15 protein-coding genes and 1 tRNA gene are annotated in these 16,481 nt (G+C 65.7%); 13 read left to right on the top strand and 3 right to left on the bottom strand.

All coding sequences use genetic code 11. From position 1 onward, the window contains the following. Window position 1 precedes the first annotated feature (1 nt). A tRNA-Arg gene (locus AB4Y79_RS09850) sits at window positions 2-74 on the bottom strand. Between the two features lie 82 nt (window positions 75-156). Here AB4Y79_RS09850 and AB4Y79_RS09855 point away from each other — a divergent pair. Beyond that, the gene (locus tag AB4Y79_RS09855) at window positions 157-927 is read left to right on the top strand and encodes a DUF998 domain-containing protein (protein WP_441860868.1); all 771 of its coding nucleotides are present in this window, start codon (window positions 157-159) and stop codon (window positions 925-927) included. Here AB4Y79_RS09855 and AB4Y79_RS09860 read toward each other — a convergent pair. After that, window positions 924-1,550 carry a hypothetical protein gene (locus AB4Y79_RS09860; RefSeq protein WP_441860870.1) on the bottom strand — a complete coding sequence of 209 codons (627 nt, stop codon included), beginning with the start codon at window positions 1,548-1,550 and terminating at the stop codon, window positions 924-926. The two genes, AB4Y79_RS09855 and AB4Y79_RS09860, sit on opposite strands and share 4 nt — an antisense overlap. A 32-nt stretch (window positions 1,551-1,582) precedes the next feature. Between AB4Y79_RS09860 and AB4Y79_RS09865 the strand changes: the two genes are divergently transcribed. After that, a complete protein-coding gene (locus AB4Y79_RS09865; RefSeq protein WP_441860872.1) occupies window positions 1,583-2,413 on the top strand; it encodes an inositol monophosphatase family protein in 831 nt (276 codons plus the stop codon). 84 nt (window positions 2,414-2,497) lie between these two features. Further along, a complete protein-coding gene (gene pcrA, locus AB4Y79_RS09870) occupies window positions 2,498-4,984 on the top strand; it encodes a DNA helicase PcrA (RefSeq protein ID WP_441861179.1) in 2,487 nt (828 codons plus the stop codon). A 46-nt stretch (window positions 4,985-5,030) separates the two neighbouring features. Here the strand turns inward: pcrA and AB4Y79_RS09875 are convergent, their stop codons facing one another. After that, the gene (locus AB4Y79_RS09875) at window positions 5,031-5,612 is read right to left on the bottom strand and encodes a TetR/AcrR family transcriptional regulator (protein ID WP_441860874.1); all 582 of its coding nucleotides are present in this window, start codon (window positions 5,610-5,612) and stop codon (window positions 5,031-5,033) included. 121 nt (window positions 5,613-5,733) lie between these two features. On the opposite strand from AB4Y79_RS09875, the gene AB4Y79_RS09880 reads away from it, so the two are divergent. The 10 genes from AB4Y79_RS09880 (at window position 5,734) to dhaL (ending at window position 16,474) form a co-directional block, all read left to right on the top strand. Next, window positions 5,734-6,411 carry an NADPH-dependent F420 reductase gene (locus AB4Y79_RS09880; RefSeq protein WP_441860876.1) on the top strand — a complete coding sequence of 226 codons (678 nt, stop codon included), beginning with the start codon at window positions 5,734-5,736 and terminating at the stop codon, window positions 6,409-6,411. Window positions 6,412-6,503: 92 nt separating this feature from the next. Continuing rightward, a complete protein-coding gene (locus tag AB4Y79_RS09885) occupies window positions 6,504-7,181 on the top strand; it encodes a hypothetical protein (protein ID WP_441861181.1) in 678 nt (225 codons plus the stop codon). 223 nt (window positions 7,182-7,404) lie between these two features. After that, entirely contained in the window at window positions 7,405-8,574 is a 1,170-nt protein-coding gene (gene sucC / locus AB4Y79_RS09890; protein ID WP_308931990.1) for an ADP-forming succinate--CoA ligase subunit beta, read from the top strand. Window positions 8,575-8,584: 10 nt separating this feature from the next. Beyond that, window positions 8,585-9,487 carry a succinate--CoA ligase subunit alpha gene (sucD, locus tag AB4Y79_RS09895; protein ID WP_018762176.1) on the top strand — a complete coding sequence of 301 codons (903 nt, stop codon included), beginning with the start codon at window positions 8,585-8,587 and terminating at the stop codon, window positions 9,485-9,487. A gap of 177 nt (window positions 9,488-9,664) precedes the next feature. Further along, on the top strand, window positions 9,665-10,396 hold the full coding sequence (locus AB4Y79_RS09900; protein WP_441860878.1) for a FadR/GntR family transcriptional regulator: 732 nt from the start codon (window positions 9,665-9,667) through the stop codon (window positions 10,394-10,396). Between the two features lie 240 nt (window positions 10,397-10,636). Beyond that, entirely contained in the window at window positions 10,637-11,986 is a 1,350-nt protein-coding gene (locus AB4Y79_RS09905; protein ID WP_441860880.1) for an MFS transporter, read from the top strand. A 9-nt stretch (window positions 11,987-11,995) separates the two neighbouring features. Further along, complete coding sequence (locus tag AB4Y79_RS09910; protein ID WP_441860882.1) at window positions 11,996-12,772, top strand: SDR family NAD(P)-dependent oxidoreductase; 777 nt, start codon at window positions 11,996-11,998, stop codon at window positions 12,770-12,772. Window positions 12,773-12,885: 113 nt separating this feature from the next. Next, the gene (locus AB4Y79_RS09915) at window positions 12,886-13,575 is read left to right on the top strand and encodes a GntR family transcriptional regulator (protein ID WP_441860884.1); all 690 of its coding nucleotides are present in this window, start codon (window positions 12,886-12,888) and stop codon (window positions 13,573-13,575) included. A 132-nt stretch (window positions 13,576-13,707) separates the two neighbouring features. Then, window positions 13,708-14,706 carry a sugar phosphate isomerase/epimerase family protein gene (locus AB4Y79_RS09920; protein ID WP_441860886.1) on the top strand — a complete coding sequence of 333 codons (999 nt, stop codon included), beginning with the start codon at window positions 13,708-13,710 and terminating at the stop codon, window positions 14,704-14,706. A 46-nt stretch (window positions 14,707-14,752) separates the two neighbouring features. After that, window positions 14,753-16,474 carry a dihydroxyacetone kinase subunit DhaL gene (dhaL, locus tag AB4Y79_RS09925; protein WP_441860889.1) on the top strand — a complete coding sequence of 574 codons (1,722 nt, stop codon included), beginning with the start codon at window positions 14,753-14,755 and terminating at the stop codon, window positions 16,472-16,474. Window positions 16,475-16,481: the final 7 nt, after the last annotated feature.

Consider the following 16,481-nt stretch of genomic DNA (forward strand, 5'->3'; position numbering starts at 1 on the left):
GTGCCCTCGATTGGAATCGAACCAACGACACCGGCTTTAGGAGAGCCGTGCTCTATCCACTGAGCTACGAGGGCGGGCATTCGGCAACCGGCGGGGCCGGTCCGTCCGAACACGGTTACAAGCATACAAGGTACCGGGCCGTACTACGCTCAAAGCATGAGTCCAGCCCCGACTGCCGCTCCCGCTGCCGCCTACCTGCCGGACACCGCGTCCACCCGGCACTACATCGGCGCCTGGTCTGTGCTGAGCGTGCTGCAGTACTTCCTCGCGGAGGCAGTGGTGGCGATTGCGTGGGCCGGTCCGCGTCCGTACGACCTCCGGACCGGTTACATCAGCGACCTTGGTGCCCTGCATTGCGGGGTCCATGCCGGGCGCCAGGTGTGCTCGCCGCTGAACTGGCTGATGAACGTTTCGTTCGTGCTCCAGGGCCTTGGGCTGCTGCTGGGTGCAGTGCTCCTGACCTCGGGGCTGCTGTGCGTCGCCGCACGGCATGGTGCCAGGATTGACCGGGGCCACCGGAAGCCGTGGCTGGCGGCGACAGCGGTCCGCTTTCTTACCGGAGCTGCCGGCGTTGGAACCATGGTGGTGGGCCTGGTCCCCGAAGACGTGGGCTCCCCTTGGCACTACGCCGGCGCCATCACGTACTTCATCTCCGGCGGGGCCGCCCTGCTGGTGCTGGGCATCCTCTGGCTGCGGCAGAGCGGGATGGCGTGGTTCATCCTGGTGTGCGGCGGCGTATCGCTGACGGCGCTGGCCACCGGCTTGCTGACCCGAATGAACGTCCAAGAGCCTGGCACGCTGGAACGGCTCATGGGCTATCCGGTGACGGTGGGGATGGCCGCCGCGGGGCTGGTCATCGCACAACGGGTGCACCGGCGCCGGAAGGAACGGCGGGCAGCGGCGCGCGCCCGGGCAACAGCTGCCTAACGCTCTTTCCGTTCCCGTTTGTTGACGAATACTGCTGCGGCACCGGCCAGCAGGCTCAGCACCAGAAGTACCCACCCTGCAACGGTGAGGCCGGATGCCAAGGCAACCTGGCCGGCGTCTGGACCTGCCGTGCCCATCATGGCGTCAATGGCCACGTTGCCGCAGAGGCGGACCACCACGAAGAGCATGGGCAGCGCCCACAGCGCCCAGCGCAGCGCTTTCCGTGCAACGTTGGTGCCGATGAGCAGCAGCCACGTAAAGCCGAAGATCAGCGGGAAGAGCGTCCCGGCGGTCTTGTGGACGTAGCTCAGCTGGCCCAGGGCGTCACTGTCCATCTGCCCCTGCAGCCGTCCGATGTAGCCGGCGTCGAAGCCGCCCACCAGCGAATCCGGCATGGCCATGCCTTTGGTGAGCTGCGTGAGCTGGTCCAGGGTCAGCAGGTGCAGGTACCAGAACAGGAACAGGCTGGCCACCACACCGGCGATGACAATGAGGTTGCTGTTGCCCTGCGCCTTTTCCGGCGTGCGCGCCGTGGTGGGGTTGACCACCGGCGGCAGGTGGTGCTGCGGCACAGCCGCGTTGGCGCCGTGCTTCTTGATGCGCTGGGCAGGGGTTTTGGCCATGGCACCATTATCCAGCCCCATAAACTGAAGCCATGACCACTGGCCGACACAGCGCAGCTGTTCTTGACCCATCCCTGGACGACTACGAACTGGCGGCGGCGCTGGTCCGCGAAGCCGGACAGCTGGCGCTCCTTATGCGCATGGCCGGCCTGGAGTCGGAACAAAAGACGTCCGTCTCCGACGTCGTGACCGCGGCCGACCACGTCGCCGAAGCCTACGTGCTGGAACAGCTGCAGCGCTGCCGGCCGGAGGACGGCATCCTGGGCGAGGAAGGCGCCTCCGTCCAGGGAACCAGCGGCCGTACTTGGGTGATCGACCCCGTGGACGGCACCTACAACTTCTTCCACGGCTCCACCTACTGGTGCTCGGCCATTGCCCTCAAGGATTCCGCCGATGTGCTGCTCGGTGCCGTTTTCCAGCCGGAGGAGGACAAACTCTGGCTCGGCGGGCGGGACCGGCCCGCCACCCGTAACGGCGAACCGCTCACGGTCTTCTCCGACGACGGCGGCAGGCGGACCAACACCCCCGTAGCTGAACTTGGCGCCGCCACCTACATCCACCCCACGTGGCTGATGGATCCCATGTGTGCCATGCCGTGGCACGCGGCAGCGACGTCCGCGGCGTCCCTTCGCATGCTGGGCTCGGGTTCCTGCGACCTGGGCCGCGTGGCGGACGGCCAGCTGGGGTGCTGGTTCCAGCACAGCTGCCCTGAATGGGACTGGTTGCCGGGCAAGGCGATTGTCCGTGCGGCAGGGGGCGCCGTGGACACCGTCAGGGTCAACGGCCTGGAGTGGTTCCTCGCAGGAGGGACGACGGCGGTGCGCCAGTTGCGCGCGGCCCTTCAGTCAGGCTCGGTGGCCTAGGCATTACCGGGGGTCCACAGCCCGAAATCCACAGCCTGGAAGGCGTTGTCGGTCCCACCGCCTAGACTTGTAGGCACCATGGATATGTTGTTTGACCCATACTCTGACGGACCGTTCAAGGCCGCTCCTTCCACCACCGCCCGCACCAAGTCGCCCTCAGAAGGCGCAGTTGCGGTCCCCGGGGGCGGGGGAGGCGTGCGCGCAGGGCGGCCACCTGAAGGGCATTCCCGGGGTCACCGCCCGGATGCTGCCGCGTTGCTGGAGGGGTTGAACCCGCAGCAGGAAGAAGCGGTCAAGCATGCCGGCCCGGCGCTGCTGATCGTCGCCGGTGCAGGATCCGGCAAGACCCGTGTGCTTAGTAACCGGATCGCGTACCTGATTGCCACCGGCCGTGCCCACCACGGCGAGATCCTGGCCATCACCTTCACCAACAAGGCGGCCGCGGAAATGCGGGAGCGGATCGAAGCGCTGGTGGGCGGCCGTGCAAAGATCATGTGGATCTCCACGTTCCACTCGTCCTGCGTCCGCATCCTGCGGCAGGAGGCGGCCAACGTCGGGTTGAAATCAAACTTTTCCATTTACGACTCTGCCGACTCCCTGCGGCTGGTCACCCAGGTCTCCAAAGCCCTGGACCTCGATCCCAAGAAGTTTGCGCCCAAGGCCATCCAGCACAAGATCTCCGCCCTGAAGAACGAACTGATCGACGCAGACTCCTTTGCTTCGGCGGCCAACTACAACGATCCGTTCGAACATGCCGTCGCGGACGTCTACAAGGGCTATACGCAGCGCCTGCGCCAGGCCAACGCCATGGACTTTGACGACCTCATCGCCGAGACCGTCTTCATGTTCCGGGCCTTCCCCGCTTTGGCCGAGTCTTACCGCCGGAGGTTCCGCCATGTCCTGGTGGACGAATACCAGGACACCAACCACGCCCAGTACGCGCTGGTGCGCGAAATTGTGGGCGAAGGCCCGGGCGCTTCGGAACTGACCGTGGTGGGCGATTCCGATCAATCCATCTATGCCTTCCGCGGCGCTGACATCCGCAACATCGTGGAATTCGAAAAGGACTACCCGGAAGCCCGGACCATCAAGCTGGAGCAGAACTACCGATCCACGCAAAATATCCTGAGCGCTGCCAACTCGGTGATCTCGCGCAACCCCAACCGGCCGGAAAAGCGGCTCTGGACGGCCGAAGGCGAAGGCCACAAAATCATCGGGTACGTGGGCGAGAACGAGCACGACGAAGCACAGTTTATTGCCAAGGAGATCGATCGGCTGCAGGACGAGGACAACCTGCGCCCGGGCGACGTCGCCATCTTCTACCGCACCAACGCCCAGTCCCGTTCCATTGAGGACGTCCTGGTGCGTGTGGGCCTGCCCTACAAGGTGGTGGGCGGCACGCGCTTCTACGAACGCAAGGAAATCAAGGACGCCCTTGCCTACCTGCGCGTCCTGGTGAACCCGGACGACGACGTCAACCTCCGACGGGTGCTGAACGAGCCCAAACGCGGCATCGGTGACCGTGCCGAGGGCGCGGTGGCGGCTTTGGCCGAGCGGGAGCGGACGTCCTTCATGGCTGCCGCCCGGCGGGCTGACCAGGCACCCGGCATGGCCACCCGGTCAGTCAACGCCGTCCTGGGCTTTGTGAAGATGCTGGACGACCTCGCCGAGGTGGCGGCGGGGTCCGGCGCCGCCGCAGCACTCGAGGCTGTCTTGGAGCAGACCGGATACCTGGCCTCACTGCGTTCCAGCACTGATCCCCAGGACGAATCCCGGGTGGAAAACCTGGCCGAACTTGTTGCCGTGGTCCGCGAATACGAGCAGGAGAATCCTGAGGGCAGCCTGGCCGCGTTCCTGGAGCAGGTGTCCCTGGTGGCCGATGCCGACCAGATCCCGGACGCCCCCGGCGCGGACATCGACGCCGCGGTGGCCGAGGCCAAGCGGCTCGGCGTGGTCACGTTGATGACCCTGCACACGGCCAAGGGCCTGGAATTCCCGGTGGTGTTCCTTACGGGCATGGAACACGGACTGTTCCCGCACCAGCGATCCGCCACCGACCCCAAAGAACTGGCAGAGGAACGCCGGCTGGCCTATGTGGGACTCACCCGCGCCCGCAAGCGCCTGTACGTGACCCGCTCCGAGGTCCGCAGCATGTGGGGGCAGAGCCAATACAACCCCGCCAGCCAGTTCCTGGAGGAGATTCCCGCCGAGCTCCTGGAATGGAAACGCGAAGGAACCAGCCGGCAGTCGTGGGCAGGCGGCGGCTCCATCGGGTCCGGCCGCTACAGTGGGTCATTCTGGGGCGCCGGCACGTCCCGGGGTGCGGCGGCAGATTCTTCTGCCGGCTTCAACGCCGACGTTCCGGCCTTCCTGGCCAAGACCCGGGTACAGCCGCAGAAAGAAATCGTCGCCGTCAACGTGGGCGACAAAGTCAACCACACAAGCTTCGGAAATGGCACGGTCCTGGCGCTCGAAGGAGCCGGGGACAAGACAGTTGCCAAGGTCAAGTTCGACGTCGGCGAGAAGCGCCTGCTGCTGCGCTACGCGCCGTTGACCAAGCTCGACGCCTAAGGCGCGGACGCGCCGCCCCCGGCCGTGAACTCGGGCGGGTCCGGCCTCAGCTGCGTGCCGGACAGGACCCGGCCACCAGGCGGCGAGCCAGATCCACCGCACGCGACCCATAGGTGGCACCATCCAGGACCGCGGCCGTGGCGTATGCGCCGTTGAGGACAATGAGGAGTTCCTCGGCCAGCCGATCCGGATCCTCAGCCCCTGCATCGGCCGCCAGGGTGAGGAACCAGTCGCGGACCTGTTCCTTGTGTGTGACGGCGGCCAGGTGGGCCGGGTGCGATCCCTCGGGGAACTCGGTGTTGGTGTTCAGCATGGGGCACCCCCGGTAGCTGCTCCCGGCGCAGTCGGTGGCCAGTACTTCGAACACGGCCATGAGCTTGTCCTGCGGAGCCGCTTCCCCGCCCGCGGCAGCACGCATGCGCTCGAACCAGGCGTCCGCCCTGCCCTGGACATAGGCGGTGGCCAAGGCGTCCTTAGTGGGAAACTGGCGGTATACGGTCGCGTTGCCGACCCCGCACTCCTTCACCACGGTGTCCATTCCCACGGCCCGTATGCCATGCCCGTAAAACAAGCGCGTGGCCACCTCAAGAACGTTGCGCCGGTTTTCCTCAGCCGTCCTGCGCGCCACAACTCTCCTCCACATTGCTCCGATATCGACTAAGCCAGTTTGACAGACGGAACGATCCGTCACAAACTTGGGAACGATCCGTCACATCGGGTTTGCGGACACGCATCACCAGGAGATCAGCATGAAGACAGCAGTACTTGGAACTGGAGTGGTGGGCCGAACCATCGCCGCCCGCCTCGCGGAGATCGGCCATTCCGTCACCGTCGGGACCCGTGATCCCGAGGCCGCCTTGTCCCGGACCTCGGCCGGCGCCATGGGCAACCCGGCGTTCGCAACCTGGGCCGCAGAGAACCCGGCCATCACGGTGGCGCGGTTCTCCGACGCGGCCGAGGGCGCCGGGCTGATCGTCAACGCAACCAACGGCGGTGCATCCCTCGACGTGCTGGAGGAGGTCGGAGCGGCGAACCTCGAAGGCGCAGTGGTCCTGGATATTGCGAACCCGCTCGACTTCAGCAATGGCATGCCCCCAACCCTCTTCGTAAAGGACACCGATTCACTGGCTGAGCAAATCCAGCGTGCCTTCCCCGCCGCCCGCGTGGTCAAGGCACTCAACACCATGAACGCAGACCTGATGGCCCATCCGGGACTGCTGTCCGATCCCGGATCCGTGTTCGTTTCAGGCAACGATGCCGAGGCCAAGGCCATGGTCACCGGGATCCTGAAGGACTTCGGCCACCAGGACATCATCGATCTTGGCGACATCACCACGGCACGCGGCACCGAAATGCTGCTGCCTGTCTGGCTCCGCTTGTGGGGCGCCCTCGGAACCCCGGCCTTCAACTTCAAGATCGTCCGCTGACCCGATCGGGCCAGGCCCTGCCACAGTAAGGTTGGGCGATCCCACCCTTCCTGCGGGGCATAATGGAGGCCATGCGACGGACTATATGGGGGATGCTCGCCGCCCTTTTCCTGGTGGCCGGCACCGGATGCTCGGTGACAACCAGTGACCCTTCCTATGTTCCGCCGCCGCCCCGGCCGCCCATGGAACAGTTGGAGAACGCGCCGCTGGCGGACGCGAAGCAGTTCTCCAGCGGCGGGGACGTCCTTTCCTTCATTACCGCCGACCGGACCGTCGCCTGCTCGCTGACGTCCGCCAGGGGCGAGCACCTGAACCTGCCCTACGAGCAAAACAGTTACAGCAATGCGGCCAACAACAAGCTGCCCATCGTCCCCGTGGCCTACTGCGAGCTCGCCACCTATCCTGCGCCCAAACCCGGCGACATCAAGGACGACTGCGCAGGAACCAACCTGGGCTACCTCGGCGGCGCAGCCCTCCTTGCGCCGGACAGCGTACGGTACGGCGAGTGCCGTTCCGGCGTCACATCCATGGAGGCCGCCTATGGGCCCAAGGGAAACAAAGCAGGTCCGCTGGCCCAACTGCCCGTGCTTGCCGACGGGCAGAACCTGGAGCGCAACGGACTGCGCTGCTCGGCCTATAACGCTGGGGTGGCGTGCGGAAACGTCTCCGCCGGCGTCGGTTTCTTTGTTTCCGCGGAACGTTACGAGCTGATTCCCGGACCGGACAAAAGCACCGTTTCCCCCGGGGCAGACACCTCAAAAACCCCGTAAATCCGCGGTTTTTCTACGCCCCATAGAATAGTGTGCTTACTCACATAAGAGGTAGTCTGGGACGGCCCGGCCGCTCCAAAGGACTAGAGTTCCCCATGGAGCATTACGCCGCGTGGCTCGTTTCCAGACAGGCCGCCGGTGCGTGCAATCCGCAGCCCGGTCATCGTCTTTCGATGGTGTCCGACTGTACAGAAACTACTTCGACGTAGAAGGACACTAAACCGTGGACCTGTTTGAATACCAGGCGCGCGATATGTTCGAGGCGCACGGTGTACCCGTGCTTGCCGGCATCGTGGCGTACACCCCAGAAGAAGCAAAGGCAGCTGCCGAGAAGATCGGCGGCGTGACTGTTGTCAAGGCACAGGTCAAGGCAGGTGGCCGCGGCAAGGCCGGCGGCGTCAAGGTCGCAAAGTCTGCCGACGAAGCGCTTGAGCACGCCACCAACATCCTGGGCATGGACATCAAGGGCCACACCGTTAACAAGGTGATGATCGCCCAGGGTGCTGACATCGCCGAGGAATACTACTTCTCCGTCCTGCTGGACCGGGCCAACCGCAACTACCTGGCCATGTGCTCGGTTGAAGGCGGCATGGAAATCGAACAGCTCGCCGTCGAACGCCCCGAAGCGCTGGCCAAGATCGCCATCGACCCCGCTGTGGGCATCGACCAGGCCAAGGCCGACGAAATCGTCGCAGCCGCAGGCTTCGCCGAGGAACTGCGCGGCAAGGTCGCCGCCGTGATCCTCAAGCTCTGGGACGTCTTCAAGAAGGAAGACGCCACCCTGGTGGAGGTCAACCCGCTCGTCAAGACCGGTGCCGGCGACATCGTCGCCCTTGACGGCAAGGTCTCGCTCGACGAGAACGCAGACTTCCGGCACGCCAAGCACGCGCAGCTCGAGGACAAGGATGCTGCAGACCCCCTTGAGGCCAAGGCAAAGGCGCAGGACCTCAACTACGTCAAGCTCGACGGCGAAGTAGGCATCATCGGCAACGGTGCAGGCCTGGTCATGTCCACCCTCGACGTCGTGGCCTACGCCGGCGAAAACCACGGCAACGTCAAGCCCGCCAACTTCCTGGATATCGGCGGCGGAGCCTCGGCTGAGGTCATGGCCGCAGGCCTGGACGTCATCCTGGGTGACGAGCAGGTCAAGTCCGTGTTCGTCAACGTCTTCGGCGGCATCACCGCGTGCGACGCCGTCGCCAAGGGCATCGTTGGTGCGCTGGCCGAGCTGGGCCACTCCGCCAACAAGCCGCTGGTCGTCCGTCTTGACGGCAACAACGTCGAGGAAGGCCGCCGCATCCTCACCGAGGCCAACCACCCGCTGGTAACCCTGGCCGCCACCATGGACGAGGGCGCCGACAAGGCCGCCGAGCTCGCCAACGCAGCTAAGTAAGGGACGCACCATGTCTATCTACCTCAACAAGGACTCCAAGGTCATCGTCCAGGGCATCACCGGCGGCGAAGGCACCAAGCACACCGCCCTGATGCTCAAGGCCGGCACCAACATTGTTGGCGGCGTCAACGCCCGCAAGGCCGGCACCACGGTCCTGCACGGTGACAAGGAAATCAACGTCTACGGCACCGTCAAGGAAGCCATGGCCGAAACCGGCGCTGACGTCTCCATCGTCTTCGTGCCGCCGGCATTCACCAAGAACGCCGTCGTCGAAGCCATCGAGGCCGGCATCGGCCTGGTCGTGGTCATCACCGAAGGTGTTCCCGTCCAGGACTCCGCCGAATTCTGGGCCCTGGCACAGTCGAAGGTGGACGCCGACGGCAACCAGGTCACCCGCATCATCGGCCCGAACTGCCCCGGCATCATCACCCCCGGCGAAGCACTGGTGGGCATCACGCCCGCCAACATCACCGGCAAGGGCCCGATCGGCCTGGTGTCCAAGTCCGGCACCCTGACCTACCAGATGATGTACGAACTGCGCGACCTTGGCTTCTCCACCGCCATCGGCATCGGCGGCGACCCCATCATCGGCACCACGCACATCGACGCCCTGGCCGCGTTCGAGGCTGACCCCGAGACCAAGGCCATCGTCATGATCGGCGAAATCGGCGGTGACGCCGAAGAGCGCGCAGCCGACTTCATCAAGGCCAACGTCACCAAGCCCGTTGTCGGCTACGTCGCCGGTTTCACTGCTCCCGAAGGCAAGACCATGGGCCACGCAGGCGCCATCGTCTCCGGTTCCGCCGGTACCGCCCAGGCCAAGAAGGAAGCACTCGAGGCTGCCGGCGTGAAGGTCGGCAAGACGCCGTCCGAAACCGCCAAGCTGCTCCGCGAGGTCTTCGCAGCCCTCTAGGGACTACTGCACTCAACGCGGGGTCACTCCCGGCCCGGCACCATCCGATGGGGCCAGGCCTGGGAGTGGCCCTGCGTTCGGCGTTTAAGCGCCCTGTGTAACCGTCGTCGCTGTCTGCCGTGCGTCGAGTAGGGTTGAAGGGCAAGAGGGGCCACGGTGCCCAGGCAGGGGAGCAGGATGGCAGAGGCGCGGCGGACGCTGGTTGACGTCGTCGTGGACAAGGTCCTTGAGCATATTCTCAGCGGAGAGATCAAGGCCGACGACGCCCTGCCGCCGGAAGCGGACATCGCCAAGGAATCCGGGGTCAGCCGGCTGACGGCCCGGGAGGCCATGAAAGTGCTGAAAGCCCAGAACGTGGTGTACGTAAAACGCGGCCTGGGCACGTTCGTCAATCCGCCGGAACGCTGGACCGGGATGGACGCCATCATGCAGGCTGCCTCCAGGGGAGTGGCCTCCGACCAGGTGGCCCTTCGACTGCTTGAGGTCCGCCGGATGGTGGAGACAGGGGCTGCCGAACTCGCTGCATCCCGCCATCGCCCGGCGGACCTTGCTGCCCTGCAGGACAGTGTGGAGCAGATGGAAGCCGCACACCAGGCCGGAGACGTCGATGCGCTGACCGTGGCCGACATCGCCTTCCACGACACCGTGCTGCGTGCGTCCGGAAACCCGTTCGTCCCCGCCATGCTGGGCCAACTTTCCACCTTGCTGTATGCCATGCGCCGCGAAACCTCCGCGTTCCCGGATGTGCAGCGCCACGCCATCCACCACCACAAGATGGTCCTTGCGGCCATCGCTGCAGGCGATCCTGCCACGGCGCGTTCCACGATGGACGCCCACATCACCCAGACCTTCGAGGACTACGAGCACTACCTCGCCGTGTCCAGCCGCAGCGGAGCCACCGCCGGCTAGGACGCTGCCGGATACCGCCCCGCTTCACACCTCCGGACGCCATTCATTCCGCCGCACACCCATACCCTCCTTCATGTGTGTTGACTCCCACATTGACCTGTGATTAGAATCGCAGTCAGATATCAGACATCTGATCTCAGGCCTGATCTCACACCCCCCCAAAGTGCCGCCAGCCAAAGGAGTCGTTATGCGCGCGCATTCCCTATTTGAGGGTCCCCACATCACGGCAGGAGGCCCGCGATGACCTCCCGTGCCGCCGCCCCCGCACTCAGCGAACTGGGCGAGACCACCCTCCGCAAAGTGCGCCGGAGGCTCATGCCCCTGATCGTCCTGCTGTACTTCGTCGCCTACCTTGACCGGAACAACGTGGGTTTCGCCAAGCTGGGCATGCAGGGCGACATTGGCCTCACCGAGGCTGCCTACGGCCTGGGCGCAGGCATCTTCTTCCTGGGCTACGCACTGCTGGAAATCCCCAGCAACGGCGGCATGTACCGGTACGGTGCCCGCAAATGGATCGCCCGGATCCTGATCAGCTGGGGCATCTTCGCCACCGCCATGTTCCTGGTGAACGGCGAGGCCACGTTCTACGTCATCCGCTTCCTGCTCGGAGCCGCCGAGGCCGGCTTCTTCCCGGCCATCCTCTTCTACCTGACCCTGTGGTTTCCCGCGGCGCAGCGCGTCACCGTGTTGGGCATCTTCATCCTGGCCCAGCCCATCTCCAACGCCCTGGGCGCTCCCGTGTCAGGCATGCTCCTGAACCTCGAGGGAGTGGCAGGCCTGCACGGCTGGCAGTGGTTGTACATCCTTGAGGGCATCCCGGCGATCGTGCTGGGCATCATCACGCCGTTCGTCATGACGGACCGCCCGGAACACGCCAAGTGGCTCAAGCCGGAAGAACGTGAATGGCTCTCCACCACCATGGCCGCGGAACTGGCGGACAAGCAGAAGGCGGGCAACCACAACTTCCTTGCCGGCCTGAAGGACCCCCGCACCATCGCCTACTCGGCGCTGTACTTCGGCCTGGTCTGCGGCATCTATGGCCTGGGGCTCTGGCTGCCCACCATCGTCAAGGCGCTGGGCAAGTTCGACACCACCCAAGTGGGCTTCATCGTCTTCATCCCCTACGCCATCGCAGCGGTGTTCGTCTACTTCTGGAGCAAGCGCTCGGACCGCACCGGCAACCGCGTATGGCATGCCAGCATGAGCATGGTGCTCGCCGCCGCCGGCCTCCTGGGCGCAGGCTACCTGCTGCCGGTCAACGCCGTACTCGCCATGGTGTTCCTGACACTCGCGGCCATGGGCATCTACTCCGCCATCGCGCCCTTCCTTGCCATGCCCTCCGCTGCCCTCACCGGCGCCGCGGCCGCAGCGGGCCTTGCCATGGTCAACTCCCTCGGCAACCTGGGCGGCTTCGTGGCTCCCTACATCGTGGGCATCCTCAAGGACGCCACCGGAAACAGCCAGACCGGCCTGGTGTTCCTGGCCGCCTGCCTCGCGGTGACCGCCGCCGCCACCTACCTCTACGCACGCAAGCGGCCCGAAGGCGTCTCCGCACCCGGAGCCACCGTTCCTGCCGCCGAAACCCACTAGGACAAAGCAATGACTACACAGCACACCTTCCCCGCAGAGCGCACCGCGGTCCTGACCGGGGCGGCATCAGCCCGCGGCATCGGCCGCGCCACCGCGGACCGCCTGGCCAGCGAAGGCTGGTCCATCGCCATCCTCGACATCAATGCGGAAGACGCCAAGGCTGCCGCCGCTGAAATCGGCGCCAACCGGGCGGTTAAGGCAATTGGCGTGGGTGCGGACGTCTCGGACGAGGCGTCGGTGGACCGGGCCATCACGGAGATCGAGCAGGCGCTTCCGCCCATCGTCGGACTGGTGAACCTTGCGGGGATCAGTTCACCCACCCCCTTCATGGAAACCACCGTGGCGGAATGGGACAAGGTCTTCGCCATCAACATGCGCGGCACCTTCCTCGTTTCCCAGCGCGTCCTCAAGGGCATGATCCAGCGTGAGCTCGGGAGGATCGTCAGCATCTCCTCCATCTCCGCCCAACGCGGCGGCGGCACCTACTCCAAGGTGGCCTACAGTGCCTCCAAGGCCGGAATCCTCGGCTTCACCCGCGCGCTGGCCCGCGAAATGGGTGAACACAACATCACCGTGAACGCGATCGCTCCGGGCCCGATCGACACCGACATCATGGGCGGAACGCTGAGCGACGAGCGGAAAGCCCAAATGTCCGAAGGGATCATGATGGGCCGGGTGGGAACCCGCGAAGAAGTGGCCGCGCTGATCGCGTTCCTGCTGGGCGAGGACGCCGGTTATATCACCGCCGCCACCTACGACATCAACGGCGGACTGCAGGTTTCCTGACCGCCGGTTCCTGCTGGTGCCGGAGGCCTACCGGCCGCACGGCACCAGCAGGCGTGCACGGGGACACCTCATCCGCCGCGCTCCCGCGCATTTTCGGGCTATAGGATTTCTACATGGCAACCAAGAAACAGGCCTCCGGCGGCGTGAGCAGGCAGGTCCTCGCCGACCACGTTTACGAGGCGCTTCTTGTTGCCCTGATGGACGGCCGGTTGGAAGCCGGCACCCCGGTCAGCATTGACGGTATGGCCCGGGAACTGGACGTTTCCCCCACCCCGGTGCGTGAAGCGCTCGCCCGGCTGGAAGCCACCGGAATGGTCAGGAGGATGGCGCTGCGGGGCTACCGCGTAGCCCCGCTCTTCACCCCGGACGAGCTGGCAGACCTGATGGACGCCCGCCTGGTCATCGAACCGGCGAACGCCTTCATGGCCTGCAAGCACGCGGATCCCCAACTCACCGCGCAGCTGGAGCAGGCCATCGAGGACCTGAAGGCAGCGCCGCGCGGTCCATCCTTCGCGGAATTCCGCGCCTACTGGGAAGCCGACGAACGCTTCCACCGGCTTATCGCCGAGTCGGCGGAAAACCAGTTCCTGCTGTCCGCCTACAATGCGCTGGGGGGCCAGGTGCAGCGCTTCCGGTTCTTCGGCGGACTGGGCGTGACGGATGCCGACTATGCCATCGCCGAGCACACCGAGATCCTCAAGGCCTTTGAAGCCGGCGACGCCGAGCTTGCCCGGCAGAGGATGATCGACCACATCGAAGGCGTCAAGCAGCGCTCGCAGCACGACAGCGAAGTCCGCAGCTAGCAGTACCGCCTGCGGCCCGCACGCGCCGCACCCTCCCTGGGCCTCCCCGCGAAGCCGCCCAACACATCCCTTGACAGAGACACCGTCAAGCGTAGATCCTATAGGAAATGCGATTCTAGATCTGGAGTGACAATGCCGTACACCGCCGAAAACTGGCCCATCGCCGCCGCCCTGCTGCAGTTCCCCGGAACCCGGCCGGACGGCACCGCTGTCCAGGACGCCCCCGCCGGCGACTGGCAGCAGGTCTTCGAGGAAGTGGCGGACGCCGGTTTCACCAATGCCGACCTCACCGACAGCTGGGTGCGTCCCGGTGACCTCTCAAGCGCCAGGCTGGACGAGCTGAAGGCCGCGGCCACCGCCGCAGGCCTGGGACTTCCCTCCATCTCCGCCATCCGCCGCAGCGTGATCGAGGAGGGGAAGTGGGAAGAAAACCTGGCCTACACCCACCGCACCCTCGAAGCCGCTGCGCACCTCGGCTGCGAGGTTGTATCGATCGGCCTGCACCAGGCCATCACCCCGGAGCAGCAGAAACAGCTCTGGTTCTGGACCGTCGAGGGCCACAAGGACCCAGCAGCGGACAAGGAAACCTGGAACAACGCCGTCACCCGAATCCGCGAAGTGGGCAAGCATGCCGCGGAACTGGGACTCCTGGTCTCGCTGGAAATGTACGAGGACACCTACCTTGGCACCGCAGACTCCTCCGTCCAGCTGGTCCAGGACATCGACCTGCCCAACGTCGGCCTGAATCCTGACCTGGGCAACCTGATCCGCCTGCACCGCCCCATCGAGGACTGGCGCGAACTGGTGCACAAGACCCTGCCGTACTCCAACTACTGGCACGTCAAGAACTACATCCGTGATGAGGACCAGGCCCGGGACCACTACGTCGCCATGCCGGCACCCATGGAATCCGGACTCATCAGCTACCGCGAAGCTTTCCAGTTCGCCATCTCCGTGGGCTTCCAGGGCATCATCTGCACCGAGCACTACGGCGGCGACGGCCTGAGCGTCACCGCCGCCAACCAGGACTACCTGCGCCGCCAGGTCTTGCCCAAGCGCGACGGCTATGCACTGGGCACCAGTTTGGTGGCCCAGGGGCGGCAAACCCCGGCAGCGGTCCCGGCACGATAGGCAGCGGCAGGCATCCCAACCGACTCAACCGGTTCAACGAGGAATCATGACAAAGATATTTGACGACCCAGCGCAGTTCGCCGACGACGCCCTCGACGGCTTCGTTGCGGCCAACCGCCAGTATGTGGCGCGTGTTGACGGCGGCGTTGTCCGTTCCACCGAATCACCCGAGGGCCAGGTGGCGGTGGTCATTGGCGGCGGTTCCGGCCACTACCCGGCCTTCGCCGGGCTGGTGGGCGCCGGGCTTGCCACCGGAAGCGCCTGCGGCAACATGTTTGCTTCCCCCTCCGGCGGGCAGGTGTACCGGGTAGCCAAGGCATCCCACACCGGCGGCGGCGTCCTCCTCAGCTACGGCAACTACGCAGGCGACGTCCTCCACTTTGGCCAGGCACAGGAGAAGCTGAACGCTGAAGGCATCGAAACCCGCACCGTGCTGGTGACCGACGACGTCGCCAGCGCGCCCCTTGCGGAGATCGGCAAACGCCGCGGCATCGCCGGCGACCTCACCGTCTTCAAGGTTGCCGGCGCGGCCGCAGAGGCCGGGCTGGACCTGGACGGGGTGGAACGGCTTGCCATCAAGGCCAACCACCACACCCGCTCGCTCGGCGTGGCCTTCGCCGGCTGCACCCTCCCCGGCGCAGCCGAGCCCCTCTTCACCGTGCCGGAAGGCATGATGTCCGTGGGACTGGGCATTCACGGCGAACCGGGCATCTCCGAGCAGCCGCTGCCAACCGCCAGCGAACTGGCCAAGCTGCTGGTGGACGGCCTGCTCCAGGACAAACCGGAAACAGCAGGCACCCGTGTCGTGCCCATCCTCAACGGCCTGGGCACGGTCAAGTATGACGAACTGTTCCTGCTGTTCGGCAAGGTCGAGGCCCTGCTCACCGCCGCCGGACTTGAGATAATTGAGCCCGAATGCGGTGAACTGGTCACCAGCCTGGACATGTCAGGCCTGTCCCTGACGCTGTTCTGGCTGGATGAGGAACTGGAGAAGTTCTGGGCCGCCCCGGCCGACACCCCCGCTTTCCGCAAGGGCAACCTGGCGCCGCGCAAGGCACGGTCCGTTGAGGCACTGGCCCAGGCGGTCACGACGCCGGCGCTGGCCTCCACCCCGGCGTCCACCGCCCTGGCCGCCACGGCAGTGGACGCGCTGAAGGAGGCGCGCGCCGTCGTCGTCGAACATGAAGACGCCCTGGGAAAGCTGGACGCCATCGCCGGGGACGGCGACCACGGCATCGGCATGCGGCGCGGCGTGGATGCTGCCGTCGCCGCTGCGGAGAAGTCGCACGCCGGCGGCGCCGGCCTGGAGGAAGTCCTTGCGGCGGCGGGGGAGCAGTGGGCCGAGCGTGCCGGCGGCACCTCCGGGGCCTTGTGGGGTGCGGCCGTTTCCGCTGTGGGCAGGACCCTCGGCAGCAAGGAAACATATACGGCGGCAGACGCGGCCGCAGCGGTCAATGCACTTGTTGACGCCATCATCACCCTGGGCAAGGCCGAAGCGGGAGACAAGACCATGGTGGACGCGCTCCTTCCATTCGCTGACGCCTTCACCAAGGCAATTGACGACGGCGGCAGCGTGGCCGGCAGCCTCCACGCGGCAGCGGAGGCGGCCGCCAAAGCCGCCGACGCGACCGCAGAACTCAGCCCGAAGAAAGGCCGTGCCCGGCCGTTGGCCGAAAAGAGCCTGGGGCACCCTGATCCCGGCGCCGTCTCATTCGGCCTTATCGCCCGCAGGGTGGCCGATTACGCCGAAACCATCGAAAGCCATTAAGGAGAAC

The sequence above is a fragment of the Pseudarthrobacter sp. YAF2 genome (assembly GCF_052113345.1).
In the GTDB taxonomy this organism is placed as follows: Bacteria; Actinomycetota; Actinomycetes; order Actinomycetales; family Micrococcaceae; genus Arthrobacter.

Excerpts from the sequence above, each read along its gene's own strand:
- AB4Y79_RS09910 (WP_441860882.1), top strand. The coding sequence starts at position 11,996 with ATGACTACACAGCACACCTTCCCCGCAGAGCGCACCGCGGTCCTGACC.
- pcrA (WP_441861179.1), top strand. The coding sequence starts at position 2,498 with ATGTTGTTTGACCCATACTCTGACGGACCGTTCAAGGCCGCTCCTTCC.
- AB4Y79_RS09880 (WP_441860876.1), top strand. The coding sequence starts at position 5,734 with ATGAAGACAGCAGTACTTGGAACTGGAGTGGTGGGCCGAACCATCGCC.
- AB4Y79_RS09900 (WP_441860878.1), top strand. The coding sequence starts at position 9,665 with ATGGCAGAGGCGCGGCGGACGCTGGTTGACGTCGTCGTGGACAAGGTC.
- AB4Y79_RS09915 (WP_441860884.1), top strand. The coding sequence starts at position 12,886 with ATGGCAACCAAGAAACAGGCCTCCGGCGGCGTGAGCAGGCAGGTCCTC.
- AB4Y79_RS09905 (WP_441860880.1), top strand. The coding sequence starts at position 10,637 with ATGACCTCCCGTGCCGCCGCCCCCGCACTCAGCGAACTGGGCGAGACC.
- AB4Y79_RS09855 (WP_441860868.1), top strand. The coding sequence starts at position 157 with ATGAGTCCAGCCCCGACTGCCGCTCCCGCTGCCGCCTACCTGCCGGAC.
- AB4Y79_RS09860 (WP_441860870.1), bottom strand. The coding sequence starts at position 1,550 with ATGGCCAAAACCCCTGCCCAGCGCATCAAGAAGCACGGCGCCAACGCG.
- AB4Y79_RS09920 (WP_441860886.1), top strand. The coding sequence starts at position 13,708 with ATGCCGTACACCGCCGAAAACTGGCCCATCGCCGCCGCCCTGCTGCAG.
- AB4Y79_RS09865 (WP_441860872.1), top strand. The coding sequence starts at position 1,583 with ATGACCACTGGCCGACACAGCGCAGCTGTTCTTGACCCATCCCTGGAC.
- dhaL (WP_441860889.1), top strand. The coding sequence starts at position 14,753 with ATGACAAAGATATTTGACGACCCAGCGCAGTTCGCCGACGACGCCCTC.
- sucD (WP_018762176.1), top strand. The coding sequence starts at position 8,585 with ATGTCTATCTACCTCAACAAGGACTCCAAGGTCATCGTCCAGGGCATC.
- AB4Y79_RS09885 (WP_441861181.1), top strand. The coding sequence starts at position 6,504 with ATGCTCGCCGCCCTTTTCCTGGTGGCCGGCACCGGATGCTCGGTGACA.